31 protein-coding genes are annotated in these 26,344 nt (G+C 59.8%); 18 read left to right on the forward strand and 13 right to left on the reverse strand.

The annotated features are described in order from the left end of the window. A partial coding sequence (locus tag VNX23_RS02605; protein ID WP_325627613.1) for a hypothetical protein occupies nt 1–224 on the reverse strand: 224 nt, incomplete at its 3' end. 189 nt (nt 225–413) lie between these two features. On the opposite strand from VNX23_RS02605, the gene VNX23_RS02610 reads away from it, so the two are divergent. After that, the gene (locus tag VNX23_RS02610; RefSeq protein ID WP_325627614.1) at nt 414–1,394 is read left to right on the forward strand and encodes an ABC transporter substrate-binding protein; all 981 of its coding nucleotides are present in this window, start codon (nt 414–416) and stop codon (nt 1,392–1,394) included. 280 nt (nt 1,395–1,674) lie between these two features. Further along, a complete protein-coding gene (locus tag VNX23_RS02615; RefSeq protein ID WP_325627615.1) occupies nt 1,675–2,499 on the forward strand; it encodes a hypothetical protein in 825 nt (274 codons plus the stop codon). A 587-nt stretch (nt 2,500–3,086) separates the two neighbouring features. Here the strand turns inward: VNX23_RS02615 and VNX23_RS02620 are convergent. Together VNX23_RS02620 and VNX23_RS02625 are read right to left on the reverse strand one after the other, a co-directional pair. Next, nucleotides 3,087–3,428: a hypothetical protein gene (locus VNX23_RS02620; protein ID WP_325627616.1), complete on the reverse strand. Its 342-nt coding sequence runs from the start codon at nt 3,426–3,428 to the stop codon at nt 3,087–3,089. A 199-nt stretch (nt 3,429–3,627) separates the two neighbouring features. Beyond that, a complete protein-coding gene (locus VNX23_RS02625; RefSeq protein ID WP_325627617.1) occupies nt 3,628–4,095 on the reverse strand; it encodes a hypothetical protein in 468 nt (155 codons plus the stop codon). A gap of 156 nt (nt 4,096–4,251) precedes the next feature. On the opposite strand from VNX23_RS02625, the gene VNX23_RS02630 reads away from it, so the two are divergent. Then, entirely contained in the window at nt 4,252–4,791 is a 540-nt protein-coding gene (locus tag VNX23_RS02630) for a hypothetical protein (protein WP_325627618.1), read from the forward strand. 291 nt (nt 4,792–5,082) lie between these two features. On the opposite strand, the gene VNX23_RS02635 is transcribed toward VNX23_RS02630, so the two are convergent. Beyond that, nucleotides 5,083–5,280 carry a hypothetical protein gene (locus tag VNX23_RS02635; RefSeq protein ID WP_325627619.1) on the reverse strand — a complete coding sequence of 66 codons (198 nt, stop codon included), beginning with the start codon at nt 5,278–5,280 and terminating at the stop codon, nt 5,083–5,085. 69 nt (nt 5,281–5,349) lie between these two features. After that, the gene (locus tag VNX23_RS02640; protein ID WP_325627620.1) at nt 5,350–5,718 is read right to left on the reverse strand and encodes a hypothetical protein; all 369 of its coding nucleotides are present in this window, start codon (nt 5,716–5,718) and stop codon (nt 5,350–5,352) included. Nucleotides 5,719–5,913: 195 nt separating this feature from the next. Here VNX23_RS02640 and VNX23_RS02645 point away from each other — a divergent pair, with 195 nt between their 5' ends. Further along, entirely contained in the window at nt 5,914–6,105 is a 192-nt protein-coding gene (locus VNX23_RS02645; RefSeq protein WP_325627621.1) for a hypothetical protein, read from the forward strand. Between the two features lie 536 nt (nt 6,106–6,641). Here VNX23_RS02645 and VNX23_RS02650 read toward each other — a convergent pair. The 6 genes from VNX23_RS02650 to VNX23_RS02675 form a co-directional block, all read right to left on the reverse strand. Beyond that, nucleotides 6,642–7,022, reverse strand: coding sequence for a hypothetical protein (locus VNX23_RS02650; RefSeq protein WP_325627622.1), 381 nt, complete (start codon nt 7,020–7,022; stop codon nt 6,642–6,644). A 1,379-nt stretch (nt 7,023–8,401) separates the two neighbouring features. Continuing rightward, nucleotides 8,402–8,641 carry a hypothetical protein gene (locus tag VNX23_RS02655; RefSeq protein WP_325627623.1) on the reverse strand — a complete coding sequence of 80 codons (240 nt, stop codon included), beginning with the start codon at nt 8,639–8,641 and terminating at the stop codon, nt 8,402–8,404. Then, entirely contained in the window at nt 8,642–8,815 is a 174-nt protein-coding gene (locus tag VNX23_RS02660) for a hypothetical protein (RefSeq protein ID WP_325627624.1), read from the reverse strand. Continuing rightward, nucleotides 8,806–9,012 carry a hypothetical protein gene (locus VNX23_RS02665; RefSeq protein WP_325627625.1) on the reverse strand — a complete coding sequence of 69 codons (207 nt, stop codon included), beginning with the start codon at nt 9,010–9,012 and terminating at the stop codon, nt 8,806–8,808. Before VNX23_RS02665 ends, VNX23_RS02660 begins: the two co-directional genes overlap by 10 nt. A 351-nt stretch (nt 9,013–9,363) precedes the next feature. Next, nucleotides 9,364–9,588 (reverse strand): hypothetical protein, encoded by a 225-nt coding sequence (locus tag VNX23_RS02670; RefSeq protein ID WP_325627626.1) that lies wholly within the window; start codon nt 9,586–9,588, stop codon nt 9,364–9,366. A 718-nt stretch (nt 9,589–10,306) separates the two neighbouring features. Next, entirely contained in the window at nt 10,307–10,519 is a 213-nt protein-coding gene (locus VNX23_RS02675; protein ID WP_325627627.1) for a hypothetical protein, read from the reverse strand. A gap of 339 nt (nt 10,520–10,858) precedes the next feature. Between VNX23_RS02675 and VNX23_RS02680 the strand changes: the two genes are divergently transcribed. The 13 genes from VNX23_RS02680 to VNX23_RS02740 all read left to right on the forward strand — a co-directional run bounded on the left by VNX23_RS02680 (nt 10,859) and on the right by VNX23_RS02740 (nt 23,959). Beyond that, nucleotides 10,859–11,227: a hypothetical protein gene (locus VNX23_RS02680; RefSeq protein ID WP_325627628.1), complete on the forward strand. Its 369-nt coding sequence runs from the start codon at nt 10,859–10,861 to the stop codon at nt 11,225–11,227. A gap of 266 nt (nt 11,228–11,493) precedes the next feature. Further along, nucleotides 11,494–11,913: a hypothetical protein gene (locus VNX23_RS02685; RefSeq protein ID WP_325627629.1), complete on the forward strand. Its 420-nt coding sequence runs from the start codon at nt 11,494–11,496 to the stop codon at nt 11,911–11,913. A gap of 773 nt (nt 11,914–12,686) precedes the next feature. Next, nucleotides 12,687–12,956 carry a hypothetical protein gene (locus tag VNX23_RS02690; RefSeq protein WP_325627630.1) on the forward strand — a complete coding sequence of 90 codons (270 nt, stop codon included), beginning with the start codon at nt 12,687–12,689 and terminating at the stop codon, nt 12,954–12,956. 110 nt (nt 12,957–13,066) lie between these two features. Next, on the forward strand, nt 13,067–13,261 hold the full coding sequence (locus tag VNX23_RS02695; RefSeq protein WP_325627631.1) for a hypothetical protein: 195 nt from the start codon (nt 13,067–13,069) through the stop codon (nt 13,259–13,261). A 2,188-nt stretch (nt 13,262–15,449) separates the two neighbouring features. Next, nucleotides 15,450–15,857 (forward strand): flagellar basal body rod protein FlgB, encoded by a 408-nt coding sequence (gene flgB, locus VNX23_RS02700; RefSeq protein WP_325627632.1) that lies wholly within the window; start codon nt 15,450–15,452, stop codon nt 15,855–15,857. A 50-nt stretch (nt 15,858–15,907) separates the two neighbouring features. Beyond that, on the forward strand, nt 15,908–16,333 hold the full coding sequence (flgC, locus tag VNX23_RS02705; protein WP_325627633.1) for a flagellar basal body rod protein FlgC: 426 nt from the start codon (nt 15,908–15,910) through the stop codon (nt 16,331–16,333). A 17-nt stretch (nt 16,334–16,350) separates the two neighbouring features. Further along, nucleotides 16,351–16,659 (forward strand): flagellar hook-basal body complex protein FliE, encoded by a 309-nt coding sequence (fliE, locus tag VNX23_RS02710; protein ID WP_325627634.1) that lies wholly within the window; start codon nt 16,351–16,353, stop codon nt 16,657–16,659. A 109-nt stretch (nt 16,660–16,768) separates the two neighbouring features. Continuing rightward, nucleotides 16,769–17,032, forward strand: a complete 264-nt coding sequence (fliQ, locus tag VNX23_RS02715) for a flagellar biosynthesis protein FliQ (RefSeq protein ID WP_325627635.1) — start codon at nt 16,769–16,771, stop codon at nt 17,030–17,032. A gap of 220 nt (nt 17,033–17,252) precedes the next feature. Further along, complete coding sequence (gene fliR, locus VNX23_RS02720) at nt 17,253–18,026, forward strand: flagellar biosynthetic protein FliR (protein WP_325627636.1); 774 nt, start codon at nt 17,253–17,255, stop codon at nt 18,024–18,026. A gap of 11 nt (nt 18,027–18,037) precedes the next feature. Further along, entirely contained in the window at nt 18,038–19,114 is a 1,077-nt protein-coding gene (gene flhB / locus VNX23_RS02725) for a flagellar biosynthesis protein FlhB (RefSeq protein ID WP_325627637.1), read from the forward strand. Between the two features lie 312 nt (nt 19,115–19,426). Beyond that, nucleotides 19,427–21,988, forward strand: a complete 2,562-nt coding sequence (gene cckA, locus VNX23_RS02730) for a cell cycle histidine kinase CckA (protein WP_325627638.1) — start codon at nt 19,427–19,429, stop codon at nt 21,986–21,988. Nucleotides 21,989–22,163: 175 nt separating this feature from the next. Further along, nucleotides 22,164–23,102 (forward strand): Tim44 domain-containing protein, encoded by a 939-nt coding sequence (locus tag VNX23_RS02735; protein WP_325627639.1) that lies wholly within the window; start codon nt 22,164–22,166, stop codon nt 23,100–23,102. Between the two features lie 170 nt (nt 23,103–23,272). Next, nucleotides 23,273–23,959, forward strand: coding sequence for a lectin (locus VNX23_RS02740; RefSeq protein ID WP_325627640.1), 687 nt, complete (start codon nt 23,273–23,275; stop codon nt 23,957–23,959). A gap of 108 nt (nt 23,960–24,067) precedes the next feature. Here the strand turns inward: VNX23_RS02740 and VNX23_RS02745 are convergent, their stop codons facing one another. Then, nucleotides 24,068–24,970 carry an MBL fold metallo-hydrolase gene (locus tag VNX23_RS02745; RefSeq protein ID WP_325627641.1) on the reverse strand — a complete coding sequence of 301 codons (903 nt, stop codon included), beginning with the start codon at nt 24,968–24,970 and terminating at the stop codon, nt 24,068–24,070. A 160-nt stretch (nt 24,971–25,130) separates the two neighbouring features. Here VNX23_RS02745 and VNX23_RS02750 point away from each other — a divergent pair, with 160 nt between their 5' ends. Then, nucleotides 25,131–25,838, forward strand: a complete 708-nt coding sequence (locus tag VNX23_RS02750; RefSeq protein WP_325627642.1) for a glutathione S-transferase — start codon at nt 25,131–25,133, stop codon at nt 25,836–25,838. 143 nt (nt 25,839–25,981) lie between these two features. On the opposite strand, the gene VNX23_RS02755 is transcribed toward VNX23_RS02750, so the two are convergent. Beyond that, nucleotides 25,982–26,332, reverse strand: a complete 351-nt coding sequence (locus VNX23_RS02755) for a GFA family protein (RefSeq protein ID WP_325627643.1) — start codon at nt 26,330–26,332, stop codon at nt 25,982–25,984. Nucleotides 26,333–26,344: the final 12 nt, after the last annotated feature.

Genomic DNA, 26,344 nt, shown 5'->3' on the forward strand with positions numbered 1-26,344 from the left:
TGCTGCGCTTGTATGGCAAAAGGCCACGCGAGCGCCGTGGCGCCGAGTCCGGCTATGAACCCACGTTTGTCGATGCCGATTGCCATTTGATCTGCTCCGCAGACGGGCTCATAGCGGCTCGCAGCGTCGTGCAGGTTATCACGCGCCAATCGGCGTGTGACCGATTTTACAATGATGCGAAGGCCGGCGTAATTCCGTAATTCGAGAGTCCGCCATTGGCCCATCGCGTCATTTCGCTGCAAGGCAGCGCTTTGGTCGCTTTCGGAAGGAAGCGGACATCAATTAGCAGGTAGGACCGGCCGGCTCAGTCGCGAATGACCCGTCTCGGACACGGGCCGCCCAATTTATCCTGGCGCACAACATGGCTCTCAGTCAGCAATATGTTACGGTGTAACCGTGACCTCGGAGGGCTCATGAAGCGGCGCGATTTCGTAGCGCTCCTCGGCGGAGCGGCAGCGTATTGGCCGCTCGCGACGCGCGCACAGAAGCAGGCGATGCCGGTGATCGGCTATGTCAGTGCCGGTACGCCCGATATTTTTGCCTCGCGCGTGCGCGCCTTCCGCGAGGGCTTGAGCGAAGAAGGCTACGTCGAAGGCCGCAACATAACCGTTGACTATCGCTGGACGGGCTTCAAGTACGAAGAACTGAAGACGGCAGCCGCTGATCTGGTCGGCCGAAAAGCCGCGTTGATCGTCGCCGATGGGCCTGCAGTCTACCGCGCAAGAGACGCGACATCGACAATCCCTATCATATTTTGGACAACACGAGACCCGGTGGAGGCCGGATGGACTGCCAACCTGAGCCGTCCGAGTGGTAACCTCACAGGTGTGACCAGTCTCGGCTCGGAACTGGGCGCGAAAAGGCTCGAATTGCTCCACCAGGTCGTCCATGGGGCTCAGATATTTGCTTTGCTCATTAATCCTTTGAGTTCGTCTGTCGCCGAGTACCAATCGAAAGGGGTACAGGTCGCGGCCGACAGTCTTGGAGTCGCGCTTCACGTGCTACATGCGAGCACTGATGATGAACTCGACCAGGCGTTTGCCAAGGTACGGGAATTGCGCCCAACAGGTCTCGTGATCTCACCGGATGTTTTCTTTCTGAGTAGGGTAGAGCGGATTGCCGGTCAGGCACTTCGCCATGCTATCCCGGCAGTCTATCAATATCGCGAATTTACTGCCGCCGGCGGGCTGATGAGCTACGGCACCAATGTAGTATCTTTGTTCAAGATAATCGGCAGCTATGCGGGCCGCATTCTCAAGGGCGAGAAGACAGCGGACCTCCCGGTGCAACAGGTCACGCGGGTTGAACTGATCATCAATCTAAAAACCGCAAAGACGCTCGGCCTTGAGGTGCCACCTGCCCTTGTTGCCCGGGCGGACGAGGTGATCGAATAGAATCCAATTTGCTGCGATGCATGAGTCCGAAATTGGGCCCAAAGCGGACCTCAGTCGCTTCGGCGATGATGTCGGCTTTCGGGGGTAGAGCGGACGGGCGTCAGGTTCGCCACAGAGCCGCCGGGGACCGGCTTTACAGATACCTCGCCAACAGCTGATCCGCTTTTCCCGGTCACTGAGGTGCGCGCCGATGGCTGGCAGGAGGACCCTTAACGAACGTCGCTTGACCCGGCGTCAGGTCGAAGAGCTGATTACATCCGGTGCGACGCTTCGCCGGGACATGACGGCCGCGCTGCGGGACTCGTTGCCGCAGTCGAGCGTCTATGAACTCCCGGGCGACCGCTTCCTGCTGGTGTTCGCCGAGCTCGGCCTCGTCGGCAAGGGCGACGTCTACGCGGCCGATGTCTTCCATCGCTTCCTGCGCTGGTGCGCAAAGGTCGAAGAGGACGCAAAGCACGGGCGCCAGGGGTCCACCGCGCACTGGGCTTACTATTCGACCCTGAAAGATCGGCTGACCTCCAACATCGAGACGCTGGTTGCGGAGCTTCGCTCGCGGATGTCGCAGACAGCGGAGTTTCTCGATCTCTCCTACAAGAGTCTCGATCTTGTTTCCGAATACGTCGAGCGCATCGGCGTCGAGCGTGCGACACTGGAGCTCTACGATCACCTCGTCGCCTATGTCGGCGAAGTCTTGCGGTCGCGCATTGACGGCCGCTGGAACATCAGGAGACGACGTGAAACTGGGCGGAGATCAGGAGGTCGATGGCCTGCCTTGCCTCGGCGGAACGCTGGTGTGGTTTCACCCGAACGGGCGCGTCAGCTCTCTGCACCTGGCAGGAGATCGCGACGTCGACGGCATTCCCTGCGCCAGCGGCAGGGATTTGCATTGGGCATTGAACTTCCACAAGAACGGCCGGCTCGCCGCTGCCATGCTGGCGCGAGAGCACGTCCTTGCGGGTCAGACTTTTCCACGCGGGACGCGCGTCAGCTTCGACGAAAAACGCTATCTCGTCGGCGTTGCCCGTCCATAGGGTCAGGACATCGATGGCATCCGCTCATAGCCAGCGCCGCGGCTGATGGCTTCAATGTCTACTTTCTGAGGTGAAGCAGACAACGTGCTCACCCGTGGGCTTTCTCCGATTGCCCCCCATGGATGGCCATTTCTTATAAGGTGTTATCTGTTCTTTTTATGAAAGATTTTGATCGACATTGTGCCATCGCATTTCGATAGCCCTTGCAAACTGTCGCCAATAGAGCCCCATTTTTTTGCCTGATCCGATCAACGGCGCGATCGTGCGATGGGCACTAGTGGGCCAGGGGCAGCCATCCAAAATGAAAACGCGGGACCGAAGCCCCGAGCTTACTCCATTGCAACTGGAAAAACGTCGCCAGCCCAGCCAATAGAAAACCCGCCGGGGGGCCGCCGGCGGGAATTCCTAGAAAGCGCGGTAGGCAGAACAAACCCAATTCAATTTAGCCGCGAACCCGTTGAAATCGCGTTACCGGCGTGAATGTAAGGTTTAGGGGTTGTGTCAAAAGCGCGGGATCAGCACTAGCCAGTCCCGCGCCTACAAAAGAAACCCCAGCCGCGGTGTGGTCGGGCTGGGGTCCAGAGGCGTCGGCCGTGTAGAGTCAACCGACACAGTTTAATCTACGCAGGGCCTTGTCGGCGTAGTTTGTCGCAGGCAAACGTCAAAAGCTGTCAAATGCGACGATGAACGCGATGACGCTCGCCGCCGAAACAGCCATGAATGTGCCGACCGCGAGGTACCAGATCTGATCTAGGTCTTTCATCGAGGGCTTTCTCCCGTTAGCCCCCAAGCCGACAAAATCTAAACCGCTGTTGCCAACAAAATCTAAACGCGCTGCTTTTTTCTGCGTCGGCATATCGAGCCGTGCCAGGGCCCGATCGACAATGTCGGCCGCGTAAAGGCGCGGGACCGAAGCCGTTAGCAAAGCAAAAGGGCCCGCCATTCGCGGCGGGCCCAAGTTAAGGAGAATTTGCCGTGAAACAGCAATCGCAATGTACGGCAATTCTCGCTTCCAGCGTGTGCCATATCTAACACACGGGACTTCATTCTGAAGTCTGGCCGGGACCGAAGCCCCGCCTTAGTTGCTGGTGGTGCCGCTGGCCCTGGCGGCCGAGGTGGCGGTGAAGGCCGAGGATTAGGCACTAGGGTCCCACCCATTCAGGGTGAGGCACCAGAGAATGGCGATTTCTCGGCGATCACAATTAGGCCACGTGCGACTCTAATTCGCCAAGCTGAACGCAGCATCGTTTCAGGCGGCCAATGTGCCGCCGCCGAAGTGACGTCGTTCCACGGTTCCAGATTGCGACGATCCATTCCTCGTCGCCCTCGTCGAGTTCGAGCCGCGCTTCATATGCGCGCCTGATCAGGGTGCTGACTTTAATGTTGCCGTCGACGTTAGAGATCAGTTCGTTTGCGTCGCGTATCTCGAACAGTACCTCGGCCTGCCGCGTGCTGAGACGATCTGGCGGTCGAGCAATGAGGCTTTCGAGAAAATCCCGCTCCCACTCGGTCAGATCGGGGAATAGCAAACACTGCTTCGCCATCAGCACAAAGCGACGCTCGACACCCTGCCCATGTTCGAAGAAGTCTGCGACGCGTGCCTGATGGCCTTCTGGGCCCTCATTGTCGGACCGGGCCCAACTCAACATTGAGAAGCGCGCTTTGCGCATCGCGTTTGCGAGACACAAAAAAATTTAAAAATCACACAAGATTTGCGAGCACTCACCGCCCCGAAAAAGAACCCGATTGGTCATCATGGCGTTTCTTGACCGCCCCAATCCAGATTGATGCTGATGCTGCGTGTAGGTTCATAACAAGGGACGGTCATGCTACTCAACGCCCTAACGATTTTCTTCCTGGTCGGCGGAAGCCTGCTGCTCTGGCTAAACATTAGACGCCAACTAAGCCAGGTGATCCTCACGAAGTTGGATCACAATGGCCGTTGGCCTATAGCGGATCACAATGGCTGTTGGCCTATAGCGGGACCGTCGCTCGAAGATTTGGCACGGGAACTCGCAGCTGAGAAAGCGCCAGATGTCGGGGATTTTGATAGCGGCGTGATCCCCGGTAACACCCTGTGCCCGGACTGGCCGGAAGCCGAGCTGCCCCGCCGAGAGGTGCCGAAGTTCAAGGATCGCAAAGGCGCCATTAGCTTTGCGACGGCAGGAGCAGCTGGGCCCGCAGAAAATGATTTAACTTCGCACTGCTCGCCGAGGAGACTCAGCGAACGAGCCGCCAACACCATCAACTCGCTCCGCCTTCTTTCGCTCACACAATCGGTACCGCCTACGGCAAGCAGGACTGTGAACGATAACAGCTCATTGAAAGATAGGGATTTTCGACATGGCCAGGACCGCAGGCATTAATCCGCTGGCGCATTGCGAGGGAATCCTCAATTGGTGTTGCGACAATTCGGAGGGCGGAGCTGGCTGAGGGGCCGAGAGGCCCCCGGCCATGAGGGGCTTCAAAAAATTACAAAAAATTTGCGAGGGGTGTGTGGGCCGCGATCGCCGACCGAGTTTTGCCCCCCGGCCCTCCTTTCACGCGCCTTCGCGACGGCTACGGCAGCGCTCGCATCAACCAAGCCCATTTGCTGTCCCGAAATGTAAAGGCATCTGTCCCCAGCCGCCACGCTATAGCGCCGGATTCCGATCGGGTTAAGTCGCCACGTTATACAGGCGCCTCAACCGCTCGGTGATGATGTCGCAGAACCTCTGCAACTCGGCTTTGTTGCGCAAGGGACCGGCCTCGGCGCCAAACGAGAGCAACACGTTCCATGGATCGAGACCGTAGACGGTCACGGTAATTCCGCGCCGGGGGCAGCCTTCCACGTTGCTGAGATCCTGAAGAATCATCGTCGCCAATTCTTCGGCTGTTTTCGTTTGCTTTTTTGGATTTACGGGCTCCATCGTTAGCCCTTTGGTTTAGCCTTCAGCTCGATCTCGACTAGACTGATCGACGCGTACTCGAAAAACAGACGGGCCCTTGATGAGACGGCGCTTGCGATCAACCTTCTTATCGACTGACGCTGAAGGATCAATCAGCCCATCAATAGCCTTGGAGGCGAGCTCCTTTGCCTTGGCCGCAATCTCCTTAGGATAGCAGACCGGACGGGCGAGCGACATTTCGACCAAGGGTCTGACCGCCTCGGGCCTCGAGGGAAATGGTGGCTTTTGCTGAGCAATCCAAGCGTCCAGGGCCTTTAGCTGCGGAGGGTGCATTCGGACGACGACGCCCTTGCCGGTAGCGGCAGGCCCGGGTTTTCTTCGTGAAATCACTTTTTGTTTTTTCATGATTCCCACTGAATGTCTGGCCACACGCGCCAGGTGACCGAGGCGGTAAACTAACAGTCAAAAAAATTACGCCGTCGGGCTCGAAATGTCTTGTCCCGGCGGCGCCCTGCTACTGGGCCCTGCAATCCCCCAGCGTCGGCAAATCTAGCAGGCTGCATGCTGTGTGGATATGATTTGGATCACAAGGGTATCAACATGAATGACCACAGCGAGTTGACCCAGCGCAAAGCAGAGGACATCCCCGAGTGGGAATTGGAGGAGATGATCCGGGACGTTATCCGTCAGGGGGCCGACATTGCAGAGCGGGCCCTGGCGTGGCTGGACCGGGTTGGCACCGTGCTAGGTGTTCTGCGCAGAGAATTGCCGGGTATTGTGAAGGAGGCCTAGAAGTGGTAGCCGACCGGTGCGCCGGAGCTTCGGTCGCGCGCTTCATCCGATGCTGGTTGCCTGCTGACTTGAGCAGTGATACGAACTTTTTCCCCCATCGTCGTACACTACAGGCTGTGACTGATTGGCAGACGTTACTCGTGCGGAGGCGGTTAAGCTCCCGAAGCATCGTTTGCAGGCGTCCTCGGCGTCCGCGAAAGTCTCGAACGGCGAGCCGATGATCTCGATCGCGCCTGTGCTCGAATAGGGCGGTTGCCACTATGCAAGAAAGCCGGGACGGCCGTGAAAGCCCGGACCAGCGCGGCTGGGAGATGAAATTACGAACGAAATGTCGCGCTACTCGGGCTCCATACGTCCATGTTTTCGACGGCGCGGTGGAACTGAAGAGACACTCGTCAACTCGTTTAGCAACCCTGCTGATGGCCGCGGTCCCCCAGGGAGAGCACGGCGCGGCCGTCAGTCTGAATTATCTATGCGCAACCGCGACAGCTCGGCCTGTGATGTTACGCTTTTCTCAGGTCATGGAGGCAAAGAGATCAGCGGGCGACACCAATGCTGGCATTGTGGAGTGCGGCGAGACGGTCGAGGAAAGCAGCTCGGGGGTCAAAGCCCGATTGCACCGTAAATGAATCGACAAGTGGATCGCCGATTTTGTCGAGCGAAACGCCGTCGCCAAGTGAGTGCGATACAGCAAATTCGGCCTCGCGATGTCGCAGGTCATTTGCAGACGCACGTCCTAATGGATGCGAGAAACGATCATCGGCAAAACAGAATTCGCCCGCTTCGATCAGCGCCGTTTGCCCGAAAACAGCTCTAACGAAAGCGCCGACAATCCGATGAGCAGCCTCTGCCCCGAGTACCGGTGTCAGCTCGCGCGCAAGAGTCTGGCGCATTTGATCCAATTCCGCTCGCATCATCTCCTCCGGCTCCAGGCAAAGACCAGCGCCATGTTGGCGGCAGCTGCGACGAGGCGGTCAATGAATTCGGCACCGCCGCGCATGTCTTGGATAGCGGTCACTGGCTGGCTACTCCTGTCATCTGGGTCTTCAGGGACGGGGTCTAACAACTCACCGATTTCGGCTGAATGAAGGCCGCGCGGCGCCTCGACGCAACTTGTCCAACTGTTTTTTCGGGGCCTTCCATCGCGAAACAGAACATGCTTCCTTGTGCCATACTGCGAAATGTCTTCACACGGCGGTGATGCGCGAGAGGCGGTCAAGGCTCTGATCGTCGCCAACCATTTTCTAGAAACTGGAAAAACTGCGGTACTCGGTCTCGACGGGTTATGCGCGAGGCAAGCTGCCGCGTGATCGCAAGGATTGGTATGATTGAGACGGCGCGAACGAATGCGAAGAATCACTCAGTTCAAGCGACGTCGCCTTAGGTGCCGTAGCGTTTCGTAAGCCTTTTGGTCCGCTTAAGCAGCATCCGCTTGGCCTTCGCTTCCGAACGCTTTTTGATTTCGGCCTTGATTCTTTCAATCAGAGTTGTTGCTTCTGACTTCTGAACCTTAAGGGTAGAGTTCACTTCGTGCGCCCTCCCATAAATTCTGCTTAGCTAGCTCAATTTGGCGAGACGCAAAAGCCGCCAAGGTTTCCCTCGGCGGCCTTTGCCGTTGCGTTGCGTTTGCCTAGAGGCGTTGCGCGCCGAGCCGGTGCTCGAAGCGAAGCGCTAACCTGAAAGCCACCGGCGCAGAGCCCTCATTCAAAGGAGGCAGTCGAATGCATTGCCAGCGTGTCGGGGCCAACGTATCCCCGATGCGAGGGATGCTGTCACTAGCGCCGATGCCGATCAAGCCAGCGCTGCTGTCCCTTCGTGGAGTCCTCGGGCGACCCCGAACGCGATGAATAAAAAAACGGCGTTTTTCGTGCTTCACCTGATGCCGTAACTTGGTCAGAGGCACCAATGCTGCAGCTGACGTTTGCGCCTATCGTTAGGTTCAAAGCACGAACTTAATATGAGCCACCGTCTGCGCACGGAAGTTTCGCCGCAAAGGAAGGATATCAAACGCGGACCTGCTGCGTTCCGCATGTTGCAGTTGGGTAGCTGTGGCTAAGACTCACCACTCACGACAAACTCGTTCACTTTCCCCAGATTACTTTTGACTGTGTAGCCGCTCGCACCTCAAAATCCGTCCATAGCGTACGGAGTATTGAGCTATGTTAGTTGGTACGATGGTTATTTTTAGTATCGGAATTTTTATGGCTCACGCGATGGACGCTCTCTCAGGCTCATAGTTGCTCGCGCTAGGAGGCAATCACCCGATCCATCGCCGGATGCTGCCGGTTCTTGATCTTCACCCAATGCTTTGAGCGTCCGGCTTGATAGGGCCGGTCACGCCGTTTCGACCTAAGCCCTCTAGTCCCATTCGACACGCGGCCCGAAACAGGTCCGGCCCGATCTCGAATGGGTTGACGAAAATGCCTTCTGGTCTGCGTGCCAGCAGCCGTTCAAGATTGGTCTTGCGCATCGACAGTGGCAGCTTGCGCAGATCGTTGCCATCCATTGCCAGCACGTCGAAGGCGAAGAGCTGCACCTAGTCATTGTGCTTGCCCGAATGCAGAGCGTTGAAATCGGAATAGCCGTCGCCACCTAGAATGACTGCCTCGCCATCGATGACGAAATGCTTCTGACGGTTCTTCAGGGCGGCCTCAACGATCCAGGGGAAGCGCTTTGTCCAGTCGTATCCGCCGCGGGTAATCAGTCGCACTCGATCGTTGCTGCGCTCCACGCGCAGCCATCAAACTTGATTTCGTGGATCCAATCCGGCCGGTCACGAACCTTGGTTCCCCGCGTCGGAATACCGAACTCAAATGATCTAAGCATGCTGCAAAGATAGGTGGCGCCTAAGGAAATTGCGAATCCGGCCAGCAAAAGAATGGCCCCGGGTTCATCCGCCGGGGCCATCAGTGCCACCCCAAGGGCCGGGGAGGCTTGGATTGGAGTGACGGCTGTAGCTTGGTCGGGAGATGTTGTTCCTATTGCGCCGTTTGCTCATGCGCAAAGGAAGTAGTCTGGATGCGCCGTGAAGAAAAAGCCCCTGCATCAGCAGCGATTGCTGACTCTGTTCCGCAACTGGTGACAAAAGCCCTCAAGTATAATTTGTATGTCCTCAACATTAATGGCTGCAGCGATAATCCGAGCAATAGACCAAGACGCCGCGCACGCCGTATGAGCGGATTTCAGCGAAGGCGATTTTTTGCGGCGGCCGGACATGTTCCGCCGATCGGGGCGCACGGGAAGCCGCAAGGGGTTGCATCAACCGAAGGCGATCAGCGCATCCGCTACCGCGGCAATACAGGCAAAAGCCGCCGCTCGGGCGTTCCATTTGCCCATCATCTGCAGGTCGTCAGCCAATTGTGTCACCTTGTCGAGTTCCTCGAGCCCCGCCCTTACGCGTGTCAGCTTTGTGCGAGCCGACATAAACCAGCATAGTGCTGCCAGCAGGGCTGCAACAATGCGGACCGCGTTGACTGTTTTCACTTCTTCACCTTCAGCCCGAGCTCGACCAGGCGGCGGCGGATCAGCCTTTCAGTTGATCGTGCCGCACTTCTCGAAACTTCTAGGACTCTTGAGCAGCCGCCGGGCGCTGCGGCGGTACACCAGGCCATCGATCGAGGCGCAGCTGTGGTAGCGCGCGAAAGCCCACCATCGGGTCCTGGGTCACGCTCATACTCCCTGGTGATGCGCGGTTAGCCCTAGTCGCCACTGGAAGTCAGGTGGGCTTCGATTGCATGCGCGAGAAAAATGGTCGCGCTAAACGTTACAAAGAAAGCTGTGGCCAATTCAAACATTGGAAATCCCCATTTCCAGCCCACAGCAAAGCGACGGATAACGGCTCGGCGTTTCAGTGTTGATTCATCGCCCTGGGAAAATGGTTTCGTCGCCGAAGAAAAGCGCGGGGCTGGCGACGGTCCTGTGCTCAGCTTTCCCTGGGCTGCCTCTCTGCAGCTTCCGACTCTACAGCGAGCCTGATCCAGTCTTCGGCCATCGAAAGCCATGCATCGCTATCTTGCGGCTTTCGAGCGCGAGCAGCGCGATCCAGGCATTCCTCAGCATGCTTGCGATAGCGATATCGGTTGGAGGACATACGCAACCCCAAAAAATCAACTGAGGAAAAATGGTGGCGGTGAGAGCTCGAAGCGTCGCGATAAACCGTTGCGCTCTACCGATTCGATCATCCGGCGTTTTGAGCCCAGATTTATTGGCGGTGCGTCGGAGCCTCGCCCGGCGAGGCGCTATTGCCGGGAAACTCCGCCTGCACGATGTCGGCTATCCAGTTGGTTTTCGGCTGAACGATAGTAAGAACCACCATCGCGACCGCGAGAAGCACGGGCAGGACCAAAAATCCGAAACCCCATTTCTCGAAAAAGCCGTCCTCTTTCCCACGCGACCCGTCGAACGGGGAATGCATGGATGCCTCCACAAAGCGGCTGTACCCGCGCCTGTATAGCTCAAGGTGCGGGGTATCCATGTGAACTGCTTCACATCGATGTCACAGAAAAGCCCGGGGGCTTTGTGCGTCCCCGGTGCCCGGGGAATTGGCCGGGGTCGAGTAGGTGCCTCAGTGTCGCCAATGTTGATAGTTCATCTGCTCATGTGATTTGCGTTCGAGTCGAATATTTCCCCATCGCCAGTGGGAAAGCGCGAATCCGAATTTCCAGATCTTCGTTGGACCCTCGGTTTTCGCGATATCAGCGAAACTGCGACGCACTTGCAGCTTGGCGGGCTGAGGCGTCCAACGGAGATCTAGATGACGGACAGTCAAATCCAGCGCGACGGCGAACCAGAAGAGGTTGAGCTTTACACGATTGAGGTCAATGGCTCGCCGGTAGTTATCAGCGCGTTTGAGGTGGGAGATACTGCAGGCGCCATCGCAGCGGCAGCCAACAAGATCCTTGTAGAGGCTTACCCGATGTACTGCGGGAAAGCCTTCATGACCCTGGTGGGCGCTGAAATCACGGTCAGGGAGCCAACCGAATTAGAGGTCAAAGAGTGGGACCACAGCAACGCGGCTACAGGCATGTTGCATATCGTGCTGCCCAAGCCGAAACAGCGACAGACGGGTGAGGCCATCGCCTCACGCGGGGTCGTGCGAGGCGTTCCTTCGCCTTGCGGCTGAGGCTGATGAAATCCCGCTCCATCGTTGGGCTAGGGGCTGAGAGGGCGATGGAGCGGGAGCCAAAGACCGACCAGCGCGGATAGCCTCCAGCGCCTCGCGATTGTGATTGTGATTAGGGCGGCGAAACGGCGAGACCGTGAAGACAGTCAGATCGATCAAAGGTGTTGTGGTGATGAGCGGCTAACGAAGAGTTAATAGCGCCACGGCAGGCGTCAGAACGACTCCATCACCCGATGCATAGGGCTGGGTCCCGGCCGGACTTCAGAATGGAGTCCCGTGCGTTCGATATGGCACACGCTGGAAGCGAGAATCGCCGTACATTGCGATTGCCGTTTCACGGCACATTCTCCCTAACCTGGGCCCGCCGCGACTGGCGGGTCTTTTTTGCGTTGCTAACGGCTTCGGTCCCGCGCTCCACAGCAATTCACACCCTCCTTTTTGATTCTGGGCCCCGTCCGGTTCAATATCGACGCATGGAGCCAATCGAAAGCATCGTCGCCGCGTACGTCCGCCTTCGCAATCGCAAGGCGCTCGATGACCTAAGAGCACATTGGGGAAGATTGACGGCGGAGCTTAAATCGCTCCCAGGCCCGTATGACGCGAGCAAGGTGATTGCGCAGTTGGATAACGAAATCGCCATCATCGATGCGGGCCTTTCGCTGCTGGATACTGCGGCAGCGGCCTGACCATCGCCGATCTAAGGCGCGGTGCTTCGGTTACACAGGAAAATGAAAGAGGCCGCCGGATGAGAGCGGCCCCTCCTTTGCGACGGGGGAAGAGGCCTCGCCACCGAGCGCCATGCCTGTCGCCCAGCGCCAAACAACCTAGCGGAATTGGGCCGCGATAGCTTGATGCGGATCAAGCTTCGGCGCGACGGCTTGAGAAAAAGCGCGAAGAGGAGCGGGCGTCGATAAGGGAGGCAGCTCGACCGCCGAGGGATCGGTGATCGTCGGCGCTCAACTGAGGCGGCCTTACTCTTTCTCGGTTGAGCGCCACTGCTGGGCGCGCTGGGCTAGCCGGTCGTATTCTTCCGCCGTGCGTAAAAGGTTACCCTTCAGGTTTGCGTCCCAACTGATTTGAAAGCGTGGCACAAGGACAAGATCGACGAGGGCCTAGGGACCGCTTGAAGGGCGCGGAGCTTCAGTCCCCGCGCTCACACACCGCCGCTATAGACCTCAAGCCCGCCGCTTCAGCCCGGCGGGTTTTCTTTTTGTCTTTGCCGGGATCGGCTTGATCCCGCTTTGCGTGCCCCTGCTTTTGGGACGCGGCCAGTGCCAGCGGCCTCAAAAATCTGGCCACCCATCGCTGTTCGCAGCTTCTTTGAAGGTCCAGGGGGATGTTGCTCATAACCGGAACTCCGGGTTCGCGGTCCTGCCTGTGACGACCTCAACACTCGCCGCGTCCGAACGGTTCCCGCAGTGAATCAAGAATCTGCCGCCCATGCGTTGGCGCCGATCGGATGGACCCCGACACCCCGCAAATGCCGGACTCACCAGCGGCCTTCCTAGAGTCGGCGAGGGACTATCCAGGGTTTTCGCCTACCTACCCGCCTGGTGCATCGTCGAATGGGTCGGAGCAATGCATCGTCCCCGCGCACTACCTCTTTCACCATTTCAATGATCTCCCGAACAATATCGCCGCGGTCGCTGCCGGAAGTCTCTTTGAGCAGATACTGAACCGCCGCGCGGATTGTCGTCTTGGCGTCCTCGATGCCATCAAAATCATCTGACATGGCCACGCCCCATTTGCTTCCCGAGCACGATCTCTGGGAAGCATATGGGTATCAAGCCTCTGTAAGAATTGATAGAAATTTCCGCTTGACCGGTGACGGGATATCACATGGCGATGGTCGCTGCACGAGGGACCGCAAGCGAGCCAACTTCGCAGACGGTCATGCGTCATGCCGGGAAAGGCGCGCGGGACTTCGCCTCGCTCCGCAGCCAGCTCCAGGACTTCGTCGACAAGGTCATGGCGTTCGCGAAGGCCATGAAGCATTTGCCGAAGGAGTTCTATCGACCGCGAACGCCAGAGTAGCGACGGCGCGCGAAAAGTTCGAGGCGCTCAACAGCTTCGTCACCGAACGGGGTGGCGGCATCACAAGCCTACCCGGAGATCGGGTCATCGGGATCGAATGTCTGCCGGATGCGACGCTGCCGGATGATCTTCGCAACGCCGGGTACAAGGTGATCCCAGCGGCCGACGGCGAGAGAATAATCGCGGGCACGATCATCGAAAGCTTTGTCCGCCGCGCTGACGGCGGCGCTCGAATTGCTGACATCCGGCTCGACGAAGCCAGTGGTCGAGGTCGTCAGCCATGCGGGGCCTTGATTCAGGATTGCAGGAATTGTTGCGCCGTCGTGGATATGACGTGCGCCCCGCTGGCACCGCTGAATGCTTATTGCCGATGACCGAAACTGTCACCGAGCTTGGCGCTACCCGCAAGGTCACCCGCCAGCACGTTTCGCCGCAACTGGTCGAAACCTACGAATTCAAGCTGACTGACGGTTAGATTTCAGTACGGCCCATCCGGACCGGCCTGACCTGTCCAGTCCTCGCGGGCCTTCGTTTTTGACTACGGCCCCGAGCCCTTGACCTGACTGTCCACTTCGAAGGCGACACCAAACCACCACCCGAGCGTGGACCTAAGGGAGGTTAAGTATGGGGGTATATCCTTGGGCAGCGTTTACATTTGGCATCCAGTGACCAATCAACACCGCCGAAACCGCTGCCCTGCGGAAGGGCATCTTCCACTACTGGCAATCCCCGGTTGGCATCAGTGGACAGCCTTCGTGGCCTTGGCCCGGAGCCAAGCGGCTGTCACTGTCAGCGCGGGTGACTTCCCACCCGCAACCCCCGCCCCCCTCCCGGATATATCGAAAGTAGTAGGGGTTTCTGCACTATGGAAATGGCCGTTTTTCGGTAGGGGTTTCCCATACTGAGAAAGATGGTTTTCAGTGGGCTTTCCCCCACTGAAATTTGGGATTTTCCCCCACTGGGATTTTGTTTTTTCTGGCTTCGCGGCTCGGGCGGCCTTGGCGAGAATGGTTGCCTGTTCCATGGTCTCGATCGCTCGCCATTCGTGGCTGCATCCGTTTCCGGGGATGCCCTTGGCGGGCCGGAAGGTTAGCCGGAATAGGGTCGGCAGGCGCCACTCGGCATTACCAGCCCTGCCTCGGCGGGTGATTACGATAAAGCCAAGCGCCTCGGCTTCTCGTATAGCTGGACCAACGCATTGCCGGTCCATTCCATACCTCACGAAATCATCATATGTGACCGGAAGTCTGCCGTTTTCGCCCCCGGCTTCTCCGCCATGCTGGGCGAATTCGATCTCAATCCGTTCGACAACTTTTCGCCCGGACAGGCTCATAGTCCTCCACGGTGACGACTGTAGCATTTCAATCAGTCGCGGCGCGAATTGACCCTCAATGGAACTGGGGCGCTTACGTCCCTTGCTCATGGCGCTAACCCCACATCGGCGCCGGTCGCGGCCTCCCAAGCGACAATCACGCTCAACAGTGAGGAATGGGCGGCATTAGAATAACTGCCGGGGCAGAAGTCATAAGCACGCCGTGCCGCTTCGACGGCCCTGCGCAATTCTCGCGTTAGCTTCGCTCGATTGCCCCGCGTAATGGTGATATCGGTGGATTGAAGCATGTGGTTAACTCCGCTCGGATTTCGATCCGGCGTTTGACCACAGGCATCAGCGATGCTAGATATCATCCTGCGTGTTGTGGTCACGCCGTGGTGGGAAGCTCGAGACTTCGCCACCGACTAAATTCAGGGCTTCGCTTGGTTCTCCGGCTAGCGAAGCCCTTTGAGTTTTGAATTTGAACCTGTCACTGGCGGATTGGAATCGGATACCGCCAAACCACGCCAAACCATCCACATATCAGTGCAATAATGTTGCGGGTCGTGAGATTTGAACGCCGAGTATCTCGCTTCCCCAAACCAGTCTCGCGCAGGCCCACTTTCTGATAGCCGACCCCCTCGCTGGCCGACCGAGAACTGACCGGCATGGGTATTGAGTTGATTTGGCCTCCCGCTGGTTAGCCAATCGGGTTTTTTCGCAAACGATATCAATCGGGGCATCGCCGGCGGTTAGCCAGCGCATCCTGCTGATTTGCTGATTTTTTCGGTTAACCGGCTGTTAACCATACACACGGCAAATTCTGCCTACTTTGACGCGGCATCGGGCCGCAGAGGGCTTTGGAAAGACGGCGCGATGTCCATCAACGATCTTCCGGCCTTGTCGGCGCTCCGCACCCGGATGCAATGGCACCAGGAGCGCCAGCGCGTTCTCGCCGAGAACGTCTCCAACTCCAATACCCCCAATTTCAAGCCGCGCGACCTGGTCGAACTGAAATTCAACGAGAAGGGCGGCAATGCCGCGGCACCGGCGGGATCGCTCGCGCTGCTGCGCACGAGCCAGGTCCATCTTTCCGCCTCTGGCGCCGAGCCAACTTTCGACCAGAACCGCCGCGTCGGCTTTCAGACCCGCCCCGCGGGCAACTCCGTCAGCCTGGAAGAGGAAATGCTGAAGGTCTCCGCCAACCAGATGGACTACGCGGCGGCCACTTCCCTCTACGGCAAGAGCCTGCACCTTCTCAAAATGGCGATCGGCAAGGCCTGATGGATCGCCTGGAAACGTGTTCGAACGTTGTGAGATTTTAGGGAACCGACATGGCAAGCGATGCGAATGACTTTCTCCGCTCGATGGGCATTGCCACCTCCGGCCTGCGCGCGCAGGCAGGACGGATGCGGGTGATCTCGGAAAACATCGCCAACGCGGATTCCACGGCGCCGACCGCCGGCGGCGATCCCTACCGCCGCAAGGTGCCGACGTTTTCCTCGGCACTCGATCGCACGCTGGATGCGAAGGTGGTTGCGCTCGGCAAGATCCGGCCCGATCAGACCGCGTTCCGCATCAAATACGAGCCGGGCAATCCGGCGGCGGACGCGGCCGGCAACGTCAAATATCCCAACGTCAATCCGCTGATCGAAATGACCGACATGCGCGAGGCGCAGCGGTCTTACGAGGCCAATCTCAACATCATCAGCGCCACGCGCCGGATGATCCAACGCACGCTCGACATCCTCAAAGCCTGAACAGAAAGCTCTTAGCCATGGCTTCACCCACTGTCGCTGCAAATGCCTACGCCTCGGCCGCTCGAATCCTGGAAAGCGGAGCCGCCGGAAAAGGACCGGATACTGATGGAGCCTCGTTCGGCGCCGTGCTCAAGGAGGCGCTCAATGGCGTCCTCGATACGGGGCGCAAATCCGACGCGCAGACGGTGGCGCTGGCGTCAGGAAAGGCCAATGTGATGGATGTGGTGACCGCGGTCGCCGAAACCGACGTCGCGGTTTCGACGCTGGTGTCGGTGCGCGACAAGGTGATCCAAGCCTACGAAGACATCATGAAAATGGCGATCTGACGGGCGAGTAGGGAATAGCGAGTAGCGAGTAGGGGATGATCCATTCGCTATTCGCTACTCCCATTCGCCGGTTTTTAGGTTCGGCGCAGTAGAGCAGTGAGAATGTGAAATGACAGGTCCTGAAACTCTCGATGTGGCGCGCGACGCGATCTGGACCATCGTCGTGGTGTCTTCGCCCTTGATGGTCGTCGGACTCGTCGTCGGCGTCGTGGTGTCGTTGTTCCAGGCGCTCACGCAGATCCAGGAACAGACGCTGATCTTCGTTCCCAAGATCCTGGCCATTTTCATCACTTTGCTGCTGGCGCTGCCGTTCATGGCGGATTCGCTGCACGGCCACATGATGCGGATATCCTCGCGAATCATAGGCGGTTGATGGCAGGCTGGCGCCGCCGGTTTGAAGTTCCTCGCTGGCTGCCGCAACGTTGCTAGGAACTTCAAATCGATAAGCGGCTCCAGCAAATACAAGTTTTGCAGTGGAGTTTTGGATTTGACATTCGCTATCGAAGTCAGACCGGGTGGGGAGCGAATGTCAAATCCACTCCACTGCCGTTGCCATTTCGCGAATGGCGAATCCGCCGTGCCGCTGGTGAAGGATGCGCATCGATATTTCACTGCTGCCTGCGCTCGCCGCCGCCTTCATGCTGGTGTTCGCGCGTATCGGCGCGATGGTGGCGCTGTTGCCGGGGCTGGGCGAAACGAACATTCCGGTCCGCGTCAAGCTGGCGATCGCGCTTTTGCTGACGCTTATCATCCTGCCGCTGCACCGCGCCGCCTACCACATCGACATGGGCTCGCTCGCTCCGCTCTTGTTCATGATGTTCTACGAGATCATCGTCGGTGTCGTGCTCGGCGCGACCGCGCGGGTGACGCTGGCGGCGCTGCAGGTCGCAGGCTCGGTGATCGCCCAGCAGCTCGGCCTCGGATTTGCCACTTCCGTCGATCCGACCACGGAGGGCACACAGGGGATCCTGATCGGGAACTTCCTCACCTTGCTCGGCGTGACGATGCTGTTTGCGACCGACAGCCATCATCTCGTCATCGCGGCGCTCAACGACAGTTATACGATCTTTTCGCCGGGAGAGCCGATACCGAGCGGCGATGTCGCAGCTCTGGCCACGCGAGCCTTCACGGCCGCTTTCAGGATCGGCATGCAACTGTCTGCGCCATTTCTGGTTTTCGGCCTCGTTTTCAACATCGGGCTGGGGGTGCTGGCGAGGCTGATGCCGCAGATGCAGGTCTATTTCGTCGGCGTGCCGCTTTCGATCCTCGCCGGCTTTCTGATCCTTGCCATCGTCATCGCGGCGATGATGGGGACCTTCCTCGATTACGTCATCTCGGTCATGCACGACATGATACCGCTCAAATGAGGGCATGATCGATGGCGGACGAGGACGACACGACAGAACGCACAGAAGACCCCACGCAAAAACGCCTCGACGACGCCCATGACCGCGGTGACGTCGCCAAAAGCCAGGAAGTCAATACCTGGTTCATGATTTCAGGCGCGACGCTGGTACTCTCGACGCTTTCCGGATCGATCGGCGGGATTGAAGTTCCGCTGCGCAATCTGATCGCCAATTCCTGGATGATTCGCACCGACGGGCCCGATCTTCTGGCGCTCGCCAGGAATCTCGAATTTGCGATGATTGCAGCTCTCGGCGTGCCGTTGTTGATGCTCCTGATCGCGGCGATCGCGGGCAACATCTTGCAGCACCGGCTGGTCTGGTCGGGCGAGCAACTCAAACCCAAGCTCAGCAAGATTTCGCCGCTCGCCGGAGCCAAGCGGATCTTCGGCAAGCAGGCGGTGGCGAACTTCGCCAAGGGCCTCTTCAAGCTGGTGACGCTCGGTGCCGTGATGACCGCGATTCTCTGGCCTGAACGGCATCGCCTCGAGGCCATGCTGCGTTTCGAGCCGGCCACCATCCCCGGCCTGATCCTCACCCTGACGCTACAATTGATGGGCGCCGTGGTGGCGATGCTCGCTCTCGTCGCGATCGCGGACTACCTCTTCCAGTACCGGCAGTGGTACGAGCGGCGGAAAATGTCGTTGCGGGAGATGAAGGAGGAATTCAAGCAGTCCGAAGGCGACCCCCGCGTTAAGGGCCGCATGCGGCAATTGCGGCAGGCGCGCATGAAGAAGCGCATGATGGCCGCGGTCCCCAAGGCTTCCGTCATCATCACCAACCCGACGCACTTTTCGGTTGCGCTGACTTACGAGCGCGGCATGTCGGCGCCGGTATGCGTGGCCAAGGGCGCCGACAATATCGCATTCAAGATCAGGGAGATCGCGCGCCAGCACGATATCCCGATCGTCGAGAACGTGCCCTTGGCGAGGGCCTTGTATGCCACGGTCGAGATCGACGAGGAGATCCCGGTGGAGCACTATCACGCGGTCGCCGAGATCATCGGCTATGTGATGGGCCTCAAGCGCGGGCTTTCCGCGCGGCGGGTTTGACGACGGGGTGGTCCAATTCTAACATTCGCCTCCCGTCGCAGGGGGCACTTTAGCGAATGTTAGAATCAAAGGACCACTAGCAAATACAAGATTCCAGTGGAGTTTAGGATTTGACATTCGCCTTGCGAGCTCGCGGCTGGCTGGGTAGCGAATCAAATCCACTCCACTAGCTATTTCCTTGGGGTTCGGGAGTGATCGCAACCGGGGAAATAACCGCTTGATGGACTTGCGCTTGCCCGTCCGATTCAGGCACTTGGAGGGCGGGGCGCGGACCGCGCGCCCGAGCTATCTCGACAGGCCGCGTCCACTGCTATGACCGCCGAACCTGACCATGATCCGTCACGAGAGCCGGTAACCGCCCATGAGCCGGCACGGCGGAGCGGCAGCATCGTGCTGGTGCTCGTGGTGGCGGCTGGCATCGTCGCGACTGCGGTGGCGCTCACCGCCATCGGACGCGCAGAGGCGCAGCCTTTTATTCTGGGGCTGCTGGCGCTGCTGGCGATGGTCGGCCTGTTCAATCTGTTGGCTTTCGCGGCCGGAATCATCCGCTTCGCCGATCGCTCGATTGACGACCCCGTGGTTCGCCGGATCGCGGATCTGGCCTATGACGGTATCGCGGTCACGGACCCCCGCGGTCACGTGGCCTATTCCAATGCCGCCTATGTTGCGCTCACCGGTGCTGCGGGGGTGCACGACGTGCGCCCGGTGGAGCGGGTCTTCATCGGTAATCCCGATGTGTCGGAAGCGGTGTTTCGTCTGCTGAAGGCGGCGCGCGAAGGCAAGCGTCAGCAGGAAGAAGTCCGCATCGCCGGCACCGAAGGGACGCATGGCCGCTGGCTCAGGCTGCGGGTCCGGCCGCTCGGCAAGGGCAAGCGCGAGGCAAAATACGCGGTGTGGTCGATCGCCGACATCACGCGTGACCGCGAGCGGCAGGAAGACGTGTTCCAGGAGCTGCAGCACGCCATCGAATATCTCGATCATGCACCGTGCGGCTTCTTCTCGGTCAATCCCACGGGTGAGCTGGTCTATGTCAACGCGACGCTGGCGAGCTGGCTCGACTACGATCTGGCGGAGATCGGGTCGGGCGGATTGAGGCTTTCCGATATCGTTTCCGGCGACGGGGCCTCGCTCCTGACGTCGATCGTCCCGGCGCCCGGCGAGGTCAAGACCGAGGTGTTCGACATCGACCTGCGAATGCGGACCGGCAAGACCATGCCGGCGCGCCTCTATCACAAGCTCGCCTTCGGGGCCGACGGTGAGCCCGGCGCTTCGCGTACGCTCGTGATCAGTCGCGCCCGCGACGAGCGTTCCGATCCGCAGCGCGCGGCCGAAGTGCGCTTCATGCGCTTCTTCGACCACACCCCGATGGCGATTGCGACCGTGGACCGCGCCGGTGCGGTGGTCCGCGCCAATGCAAGGTTTGCCAAACTCGCGCAGAGCCTGAGCGCCGACAGCTCGGCCCACAAGTCCATCCTCAATACCGTCAACGCGCGCGACCGCCACATGCTTCTGGCGGCCATCAACCGGGCGGCGGAGGGGCAGGGCGACATCCTGCCGGTCGAAGTGATGCTCGACAGTGTCCGGGAGCGCTGCGGACAGTTCTTCGTCACCGCGGTCGAAGAAGACGAGCGCGAGGCCGAGACCGCCATTGTCTACATGCTCGAGACTACCGAACGTCGCGCGCTGGAGAACCAGATCAACCAGTCGCAGAAGATGGACACGGTCGGCCAGCTCGCCGGCGGCATTGCCCACGACTTCAACAACGTGCTCTCCGCCATCATGATGGCGAACGACTTCCTCCTGAACGCGCACAAGCCGACCGATCCGTCGTTCCAGGACATCATGCAGATCAAGCAGAACGCAACGCGCGCGGCGACGCTGGTGCGCCAGCTGCTCGCATTCTCGCGTCGACAGACGCTGCGTCCTCAGGTGCTCGATCTCGGCGATGCGCTGTCCGACCTACGCATCCTGTTGCAGCGCCTGATCGGCGAGAAGGTCAGGCTCGATCTCGTGCATGGCCGCGATCTCTGGCCGGTCAAGGCCGACCTCTCGCAAATCGAGCAGGTGATCGTCAATCTGGCCGTCAATGCCCGCGACGCGATGCCCGGTGGCGGCAAGCTCGCGATCAGGACGGGCAATGTCCTGGCGGAGGAATCCGCCCAGCTCGCCTACAAGGGCATGCCCGCAGCCGACTATGTCAGGATCGACCTGTCCGATACCGGGACCGGAATTCCGATCGACATTCGCGACAAGATTTTCGAGCCGTTCTTCACGACCAAGGAAGTGGGGAAGGGCACCGGGCTCGGACTTTCGACGGTTTACGGCATCGTCAAGCAGACCGGCGGCTTCATCTACGTCGAATCCGAAGAAGGCAAGGGCACCACGTTCCACATCTTCCTGCCGCGGCATCATCCCGGGCAGGAAGTTGAGCCCGACATCGCGGGGGCCAACGGCGCGGCCAGGGAGGGCACGGCCGAGATGAGGCCGCGCACCGACCTGACCGGACAGGGCACCATCCTGCTGGTCGAGGACGAAGAGGGCCTGCGCTCGCTGAACGCGCGCGGCCTTCGCTCGCGCGGCTACAGCGTGATCGAGGCCTCCAACGGCGTCGAGGCGATGGAAGCGCTGGAAAAGAAGAACGGCGCCATCGATCTCGTGGTTTCCGACGTGGTGATGCCCGAAATGGATGGTCCGACCCTTCTGAAGACGATGCGCGGCCGCAATCCCGATCTGAAGATCATTTTCGTGTCGGGCTACGCCGAAGAGGCCTTCGACAAGAGCCTGCCGGAGAACCAGCAATTCGACTTCCTGCCAAAGCCTTTCACCCTGAGCCAACTGGTCGCTAAGGTGAAGGAGACGATGGCGCCGTCGTGAGGCCTCCTGTCCCTGACGCGGTGCAGCGTTTCTCACGGTGCAACGCAGAGCCGGGGGAATCCCCCATCCCCGCGACGCAGAGCCGCAGCCTGTTTGGCTCGCTACCGCTTCCCTTTTGGGCAACCCTGCCCATCTTAGGGCCGTTTCTCCCGTTCCGGGACCAAAGGAAATTGTCATGAAATTCTCCCAACGCGGCCGCGGCATCGTGCGGATGGTCGCCGTCGTCCTGTCGCTCGCCCTGCCGCTGGCCATGGCGGTCTCGTCGGCCGACGCGCGGGCCGGCGGAGGGCTCAGCTCGGGTTCCCGGGGCGGGCGAACGTTCTCGGCGCCGCCGAGCACGTCGACGGCGCCGAACACGGCGCAGCCGTTCAACCGCACCATTACGCAACCGGGCAGCCCAAGTTTCGGCACGCCGGGTGGCGGGTTCTTCAATCGGCCTGGCTTGTTGGGTGGGCTGGCGGCGGGATTCCTCGGCGCGGGTTTGCTCGGCATGCTGTTTGGCGGCGGCCTGTTCGGCGGGATCGGCGGGTTCTCGTCCGTCATCGGCCTCCTCCTGCAAATCGCCCTGATCGTCTTCCTGGTGAGACTGGCGATGTCGTGGTGGCAACGGCGCCATGAGACGGCCACAGCCTTCGCGGGCGGACCTTCTCCGCTTGGCGCGCAGTCGAGCTTTCGAAACGCGACCGGTTTCGGACTGGGATCGGGCAGCGCGCCGCTCGAGATCCAGCCCGGCGATTATGAAGCCTTCGAGCGCCTGCTAGGGGAAATCCAGGCCGCGTGGTCGAACGAGGACATCGCCCGGCTTCACACGCTGGCGACGCCCGAAATGGTGTCTTATCTGGCGCGCGACATCGAGCAGAACAAGGCACGCAACGTCGTCAACAAGGTATCCGGCACCAAGCTCCTGCAAGGCGACCTTGCCGAAGCGTGGCGCGAGGGCGACACCGACTATGCGACCGTGGCGATGCGGTTCTCGATGGTCGACAAGAACGTCGATCGCTTGACCGGAAGGGTTGTCGAAGGCAGCGACCAGCCCGTGGAAGTCACCGAAGTGTGGACGTTCGTCCGTCCGCGCGGCGCCAATTGGGAGCTCTCGGCGATCCAGCAGACCTGACGCTCTGCAGCACGACGACAAGGGATCAAGGGCGCTCGCGGTTTTTGCCGCGGCGCCTTTTCATTTCAGCGTCGCGCAAGCGGAATAATCTTGAAAGGAGCCTGTTGATTTGTCTGGACCGATCGGTCCATGCTTATCCCGTCAAATCAAATAACAAGTCGGAGGAACAGATGCCTACTCTCAGCCAATGCCTTTCGCGCGTGACCCTTGTTGCGGCTACCGCGGCGCTTGCGGTCGTTGCTGCCCGGCCCGTGCAGGCGCAATCGGCCAATACGAGCTTCTTCGTGACCTCGACCGGTCCGGGCAACGGCGCCAATCTCGGCGGTCTGGAAGGCGCCGACAAGCAATGTCAGACGCTGGCGCAAGCCGCGGGCGCCGGCGGCAAGACCTGGCATGCCTATCTCTCGACGCAGGCCGCCGACGGCAAGCCGGCCGTCAACGCACGTGACCGCATCGGCAAGGGACCGTGGCAGAATTCAAAGGGCGTCGTGATCGCGAAAGACGTCACCGAGCTGCACGGCACCAACAACCTGACCAAGCAGACCGCGCTGAGCGAAAAGGGCGATGTGATCAACGGCCGCGGCGATACGCCGAACCGCCACGACGTGCTGACGGGATCGCAAGCAGACGGCACGGCGTTTGCGGCGGGCGAGGATCGCACCTGCAAGAACTGGACGAGCAGCACGCAGGGTACGGCGATGGTCGGACATTCCGACCGTATCGGCTTGCGTGACGACGACGCGTCGAAATCCTGGAACAGTTCGCATCCTTCGCGCGGGCCCGACGGCGGGTGCTCTCAGGCCGATCTGCGGAGCACCGGCGGCGACGGCCTGTTGTACTGCTTCGCTGCGAACTAGAGGCAGAACGCGGTTCACCTCTCCCCGGCGGGGAGAGGTCGGATCGCATCATCGAGATGCGATCCGGGTGAGGGGATATCGCTCCAAGTCAAAATTGATTGATGCCGGCTACTCGAACCCATCGCCGAGGATGCCTTGCGCAATGTATTCGCGGCGCTGCTCCTCGTCATGGCTGATGACGATCGACAGGTTCTTTTCGCTGCGGAAGAGGCCGTTGAGCCAATTGAGCTCGGCAGCCATCAGCTCCGGCGGCTCCTTGATCCAGGGCGCGTCCTTGCCGGTGTTCAATCGCACGCCGTCCATGTGCCAGGCGACGTCGCCGGCCAAGAGCAGCTCCTTGCCGGATTGCAGCGCTACATAAATCATCTGCGAGCCTGGCGTGTGGCCGGGCGCCTTGATCAGCGCCATGCCCGGCGCGAAAGCCATGGTGTCGGAATAATCGATGAGGCGCAGGCGCGCCGCCATTTCCGGGCTGGGGCGCAACTCCGGAATCTGCGGTTCGTTTTGCAGGGTCTGCAGCTGCAAGTGCGTCAGCACCGCCTTCGGTGCGAGTTCATTGAACGACTCGCTGCGCATCAGGCCCGCGATATGGTCGCCATGTTCGTGGGTGACGAGGATCGCTCTTGCGCTTCGCAGCGCATGCGCCACCCGCGCCGCCTGGTCCGGAAAATACGGCTCCTCGACGCCGCGGCCGAAGAATCGATGGGTCGCCGGATCCATTCCGGTATCGACCATCACCGTGCCATCGGCGTAGACGATCTGATACGCGGTCCGCGCCTGCACACTGGGCTCGGCCGGCAGGCCCTTGACCGCAAAATTCTTGGGCCGCCGGCTTTCGGCGAATTTGATCACGTTAACGCGGAGCGGCCGCGGACCTGGAATCATCGCGGCGGCCTGCCGGACCTGGTCGATGTCGGCGCTCCAGGGAGCTGAGGATTCGGCCGCGAGTGCTTGCGCCGATGCCATGCAAAGAGCGAGCAGCAACAGCGAGAGGTTTAAGGATTTTGTCATGATCGAAATCAACCCTTCTCTCGGTGCGATTGTTGCCTTATTCCGAATAGTTGCATCCGATTGGATTTAAGAGGCCTCACCCAGCAAAAGAATGTTGGTTGCTTCCCGTCAAGCCCATCCAGGCACATCCCCTTCAGCTTAAAGCGAAGAAAGGCCAGACATGCGCTATGAACTTTATTATTGGCCCACCATTCAGGGCCGCGGCGAATATGTACGCCTCGCGCTGGAAGAGGCCGGCGCCGACTATGTCGATGCCGCACGCAAGGAGCGCGGCATGGCGGCGATGATGCGAACGATGGAGGTGAGGGGCCGCACACCGCCGTTCGCGCCGCCGTTTCTCAAGGCAGGAAAGCTCGTGATCGGGCAAACCGCGAATATTCTGTTTTATCTGGGGTCACGCCATGGACTGGCGCCGAAGGCGGAAGCAGGCAGGCTCTGGGTGCACCAGTTGCAGCTGACAATTGCGGATTTCGTGCTGGAAGTTCACGATACCCATCATCCGCTCGGGCCCTCGCTTTATTACGAGGACCAGCGCAGCGAGGCGAAAAAGCGCTCAGCCGAGTTCTGGAAGGAGCGCGTGCCGAAATTTCTCGGCTATTTCGAAGCCCTGCTCGAGGAAAGCGGCGGCGGCTTTGTCACCGGCCGCCGGCTGACCTATGTTGATCTGTCGCTGTTCCAGATCGTGGAAGGGTTGCGTTACGCTTTCCCCAAACGCACGAAGGCGTTCGAGCATCAAATACCAGGGCTCGTCGGTCTGCACGACCGCGTCGCGAGCCGGCCGAACATCAAGGCCTATCTCTCAAGCGGGCGCCGCATCGCCTTCAACGAGGACGGTATGTTCCGCCACTACGCCGAATTGGATGCGTGAACCGTTAATCCCGCCGTCATGCCCGGCCTCGTGCCGGGCATCCACGTCTTTCTTGGTGTTGCAGCAGGTGAGACGTGGATGGCCGGGTCAAGCCCGGCCATGACGAGATTTGGACTTTTTCGTAGTTCTCGTCGAGTTGGTCCCTACCTGTTCCGCCCGTCGATTGCCGTCATCTTCAGCCCGGCGAGGTCGATCCCGTCGATGCAATTGACATTGAGTGCCACCACCTCGGCGCCGTCGGGCTTCTTGCCAAGCGCGAACACCTCCACGCCGCAGTCGCTGCAGGACTGATGACGGATCGCGTGCTTGTTGAACAGATATTCCTTCAGATTGTCGTCGCCGGCGCGAAGCTGAAAATTCTTCGGCGAAAAATGCAGCCCCTTTTTGGTGCAGATCGAACAGTTGCACGCGGTGACCATCTCAAGATCGGTGGTGCATTCAAAGCGCACAAGGCCGCAATGGCATCCGCCGGTGAAGGTCTTGCTTTCGGGCATGTGTCTGCTCCC

Origin of the sequence: Bradyrhizobium sp. (assembly GCF_035570375.1) — a bacterium.
Classification (GTDB): Bacteria; Pseudomonadota; Alphaproteobacteria; order Rhizobiales; family Xanthobacteraceae; genus Bradyrhizobium.

Excerpts from the sequence above, each read along its gene's own strand:
- VNX23_RS02625 (WP_325627617.1), bottom strand. The coding sequence starts at position 4,095 with ATGCGCAAAGCGCGCTTCTCAATGTTGAGTTGGGCCCGGTCCGACAAT.
- VNX23_RS02675 (WP_325627627.1), bottom strand. The coding sequence starts at position 10,519 with ATGCATTCCCCGTTCGACGGGTCGCGTGGGAAAGAGGACGGCTTTTTC.
- VNX23_RS02635 (WP_325627619.1), bottom strand. The coding sequence starts at position 5,280 with ATGATTCTTCAGGATCTCAGCAACGTGGAAGGCTGCCCCCGGCGCGGA.
- flhB (WP_325627637.1), top strand. The coding sequence starts at position 18,038 with ATGGCGGACGAGGACGACACGACAGAACGCACAGAAGACCCCACGCAA.
- VNX23_RS02640 (WP_325627620.1), bottom strand. The coding sequence starts at position 5,718 with ATGAAAAAACAAAAAGTGATTTCACGAAGAAAACCCGGGCCTGCCGCT.
- cckA (WP_325627638.1), top strand. The coding sequence starts at position 19,427 with ATGACCGCCGAACCTGACCATGATCCGTCACGAGAGCCGGTAACCGCC.
- VNX23_RS02650 (WP_325627622.1), bottom strand. The coding sequence starts at position 7,022 with ATGATGCGAGCGGAATTGGATCAAATGCGCCAGACTCTTGCGCGCGAG.
- VNX23_RS02695 (WP_325627631.1), top strand. The coding sequence starts at position 13,067 with ATGGCGATGGTCGCTGCACGAGGGACCGCAAGCGAGCCAACTTCGCAG.
- VNX23_RS02665 (WP_325627625.1), bottom strand. The coding sequence starts at position 9,012 with ATGGCCCCGGCGGATGAACCCGGGGCCATTCTTTTGCTGGCCGGATTC.
- fliQ (WP_325627635.1), top strand. The coding sequence starts at position 16,769 with ATGACAGGTCCTGAAACTCTCGATGTGGCGCGCGACGCGATCTGGACC.
- flgC (WP_325627633.1), top strand. The coding sequence starts at position 15,908 with ATGGCAAGCGATGCGAATGACTTTCTCCGCTCGATGGGCATTGCCACC.
- VNX23_RS02630 (WP_325627618.1), top strand. The coding sequence starts at position 4,252 with ATGCTACTCAACGCCCTAACGATTTTCTTCCTGGTCGGCGGAAGCCTG.
- VNX23_RS02755 (WP_325627643.1), bottom strand. The coding sequence starts at position 26,332 with ATGCCCGAAAGCAAGACCTTCACCGGCGGATGCCATTGCGGCCTTGTG.
- fliE (WP_325627634.1), top strand. The coding sequence starts at position 16,351 with ATGGCTTCACCCACTGTCGCTGCAAATGCCTACGCCTCGGCCGCTCGA.
- flgB (WP_325627632.1), top strand. The coding sequence starts at position 15,450 with ATGTCCATCAACGATCTTCCGGCCTTGTCGGCGCTCCGCACCCGGATG.
- VNX23_RS02745 (WP_325627641.1), bottom strand. The coding sequence starts at position 24,970 with ATGACAAAATCCTTAAACCTCTCGCTGTTGCTGCTCGCTCTTTGCATG.
- VNX23_RS02680 (WP_325627628.1), top strand. The coding sequence starts at position 10,859 with ATGACGGACAGTCAAATCCAGCGCGACGGCGAACCAGAAGAGGTTGAG.
- VNX23_RS02735 (WP_325627639.1), top strand. The coding sequence starts at position 22,164 with ATGAAATTCTCCCAACGCGGCCGCGGCATCGTGCGGATGGTCGCCGTC.
- fliR (WP_325627636.1), top strand. The coding sequence starts at position 17,253 with ATGCGCATCGATATTTCACTGCTGCCTGCGCTCGCCGCCGCCTTCATG.
- VNX23_RS02685 (WP_325627629.1), top strand. The coding sequence starts at position 11,494 with ATGGAGTCCCGTGCGTTCGATATGGCACACGCTGGAAGCGAGAATCGC.
- VNX23_RS02750 (WP_325627642.1), top strand. The coding sequence starts at position 25,131 with ATGCGCTATGAACTTTATTATTGGCCCACCATTCAGGGCCGCGGCGAA.
- VNX23_RS02690 (WP_325627630.1), top strand. The coding sequence starts at position 12,687 with ATGGACCCCGACACCCCGCAAATGCCGGACTCACCAGCGGCCTTCCTA.
- VNX23_RS02610 (WP_325627614.1), top strand. The coding sequence starts at position 414 with ATGAAGCGGCGCGATTTCGTAGCGCTCCTCGGCGGAGCGGCAGCGTAT.
- VNX23_RS02615 (WP_325627615.1), top strand. The coding sequence starts at position 1,675 with ATGACGGCCGCGCTGCGGGACTCGTTGCCGCAGTCGAGCGTCTATGAA.
- VNX23_RS02645 (WP_325627621.1), top strand. The coding sequence starts at position 5,914 with ATGAATGACCACAGCGAGTTGACCCAGCGCAAAGCAGAGGACATCCCC.
- VNX23_RS02740 (WP_325627640.1), top strand. The coding sequence starts at position 23,273 with ATGCCTACTCTCAGCCAATGCCTTTCGCGCGTGACCCTTGTTGCGGCT.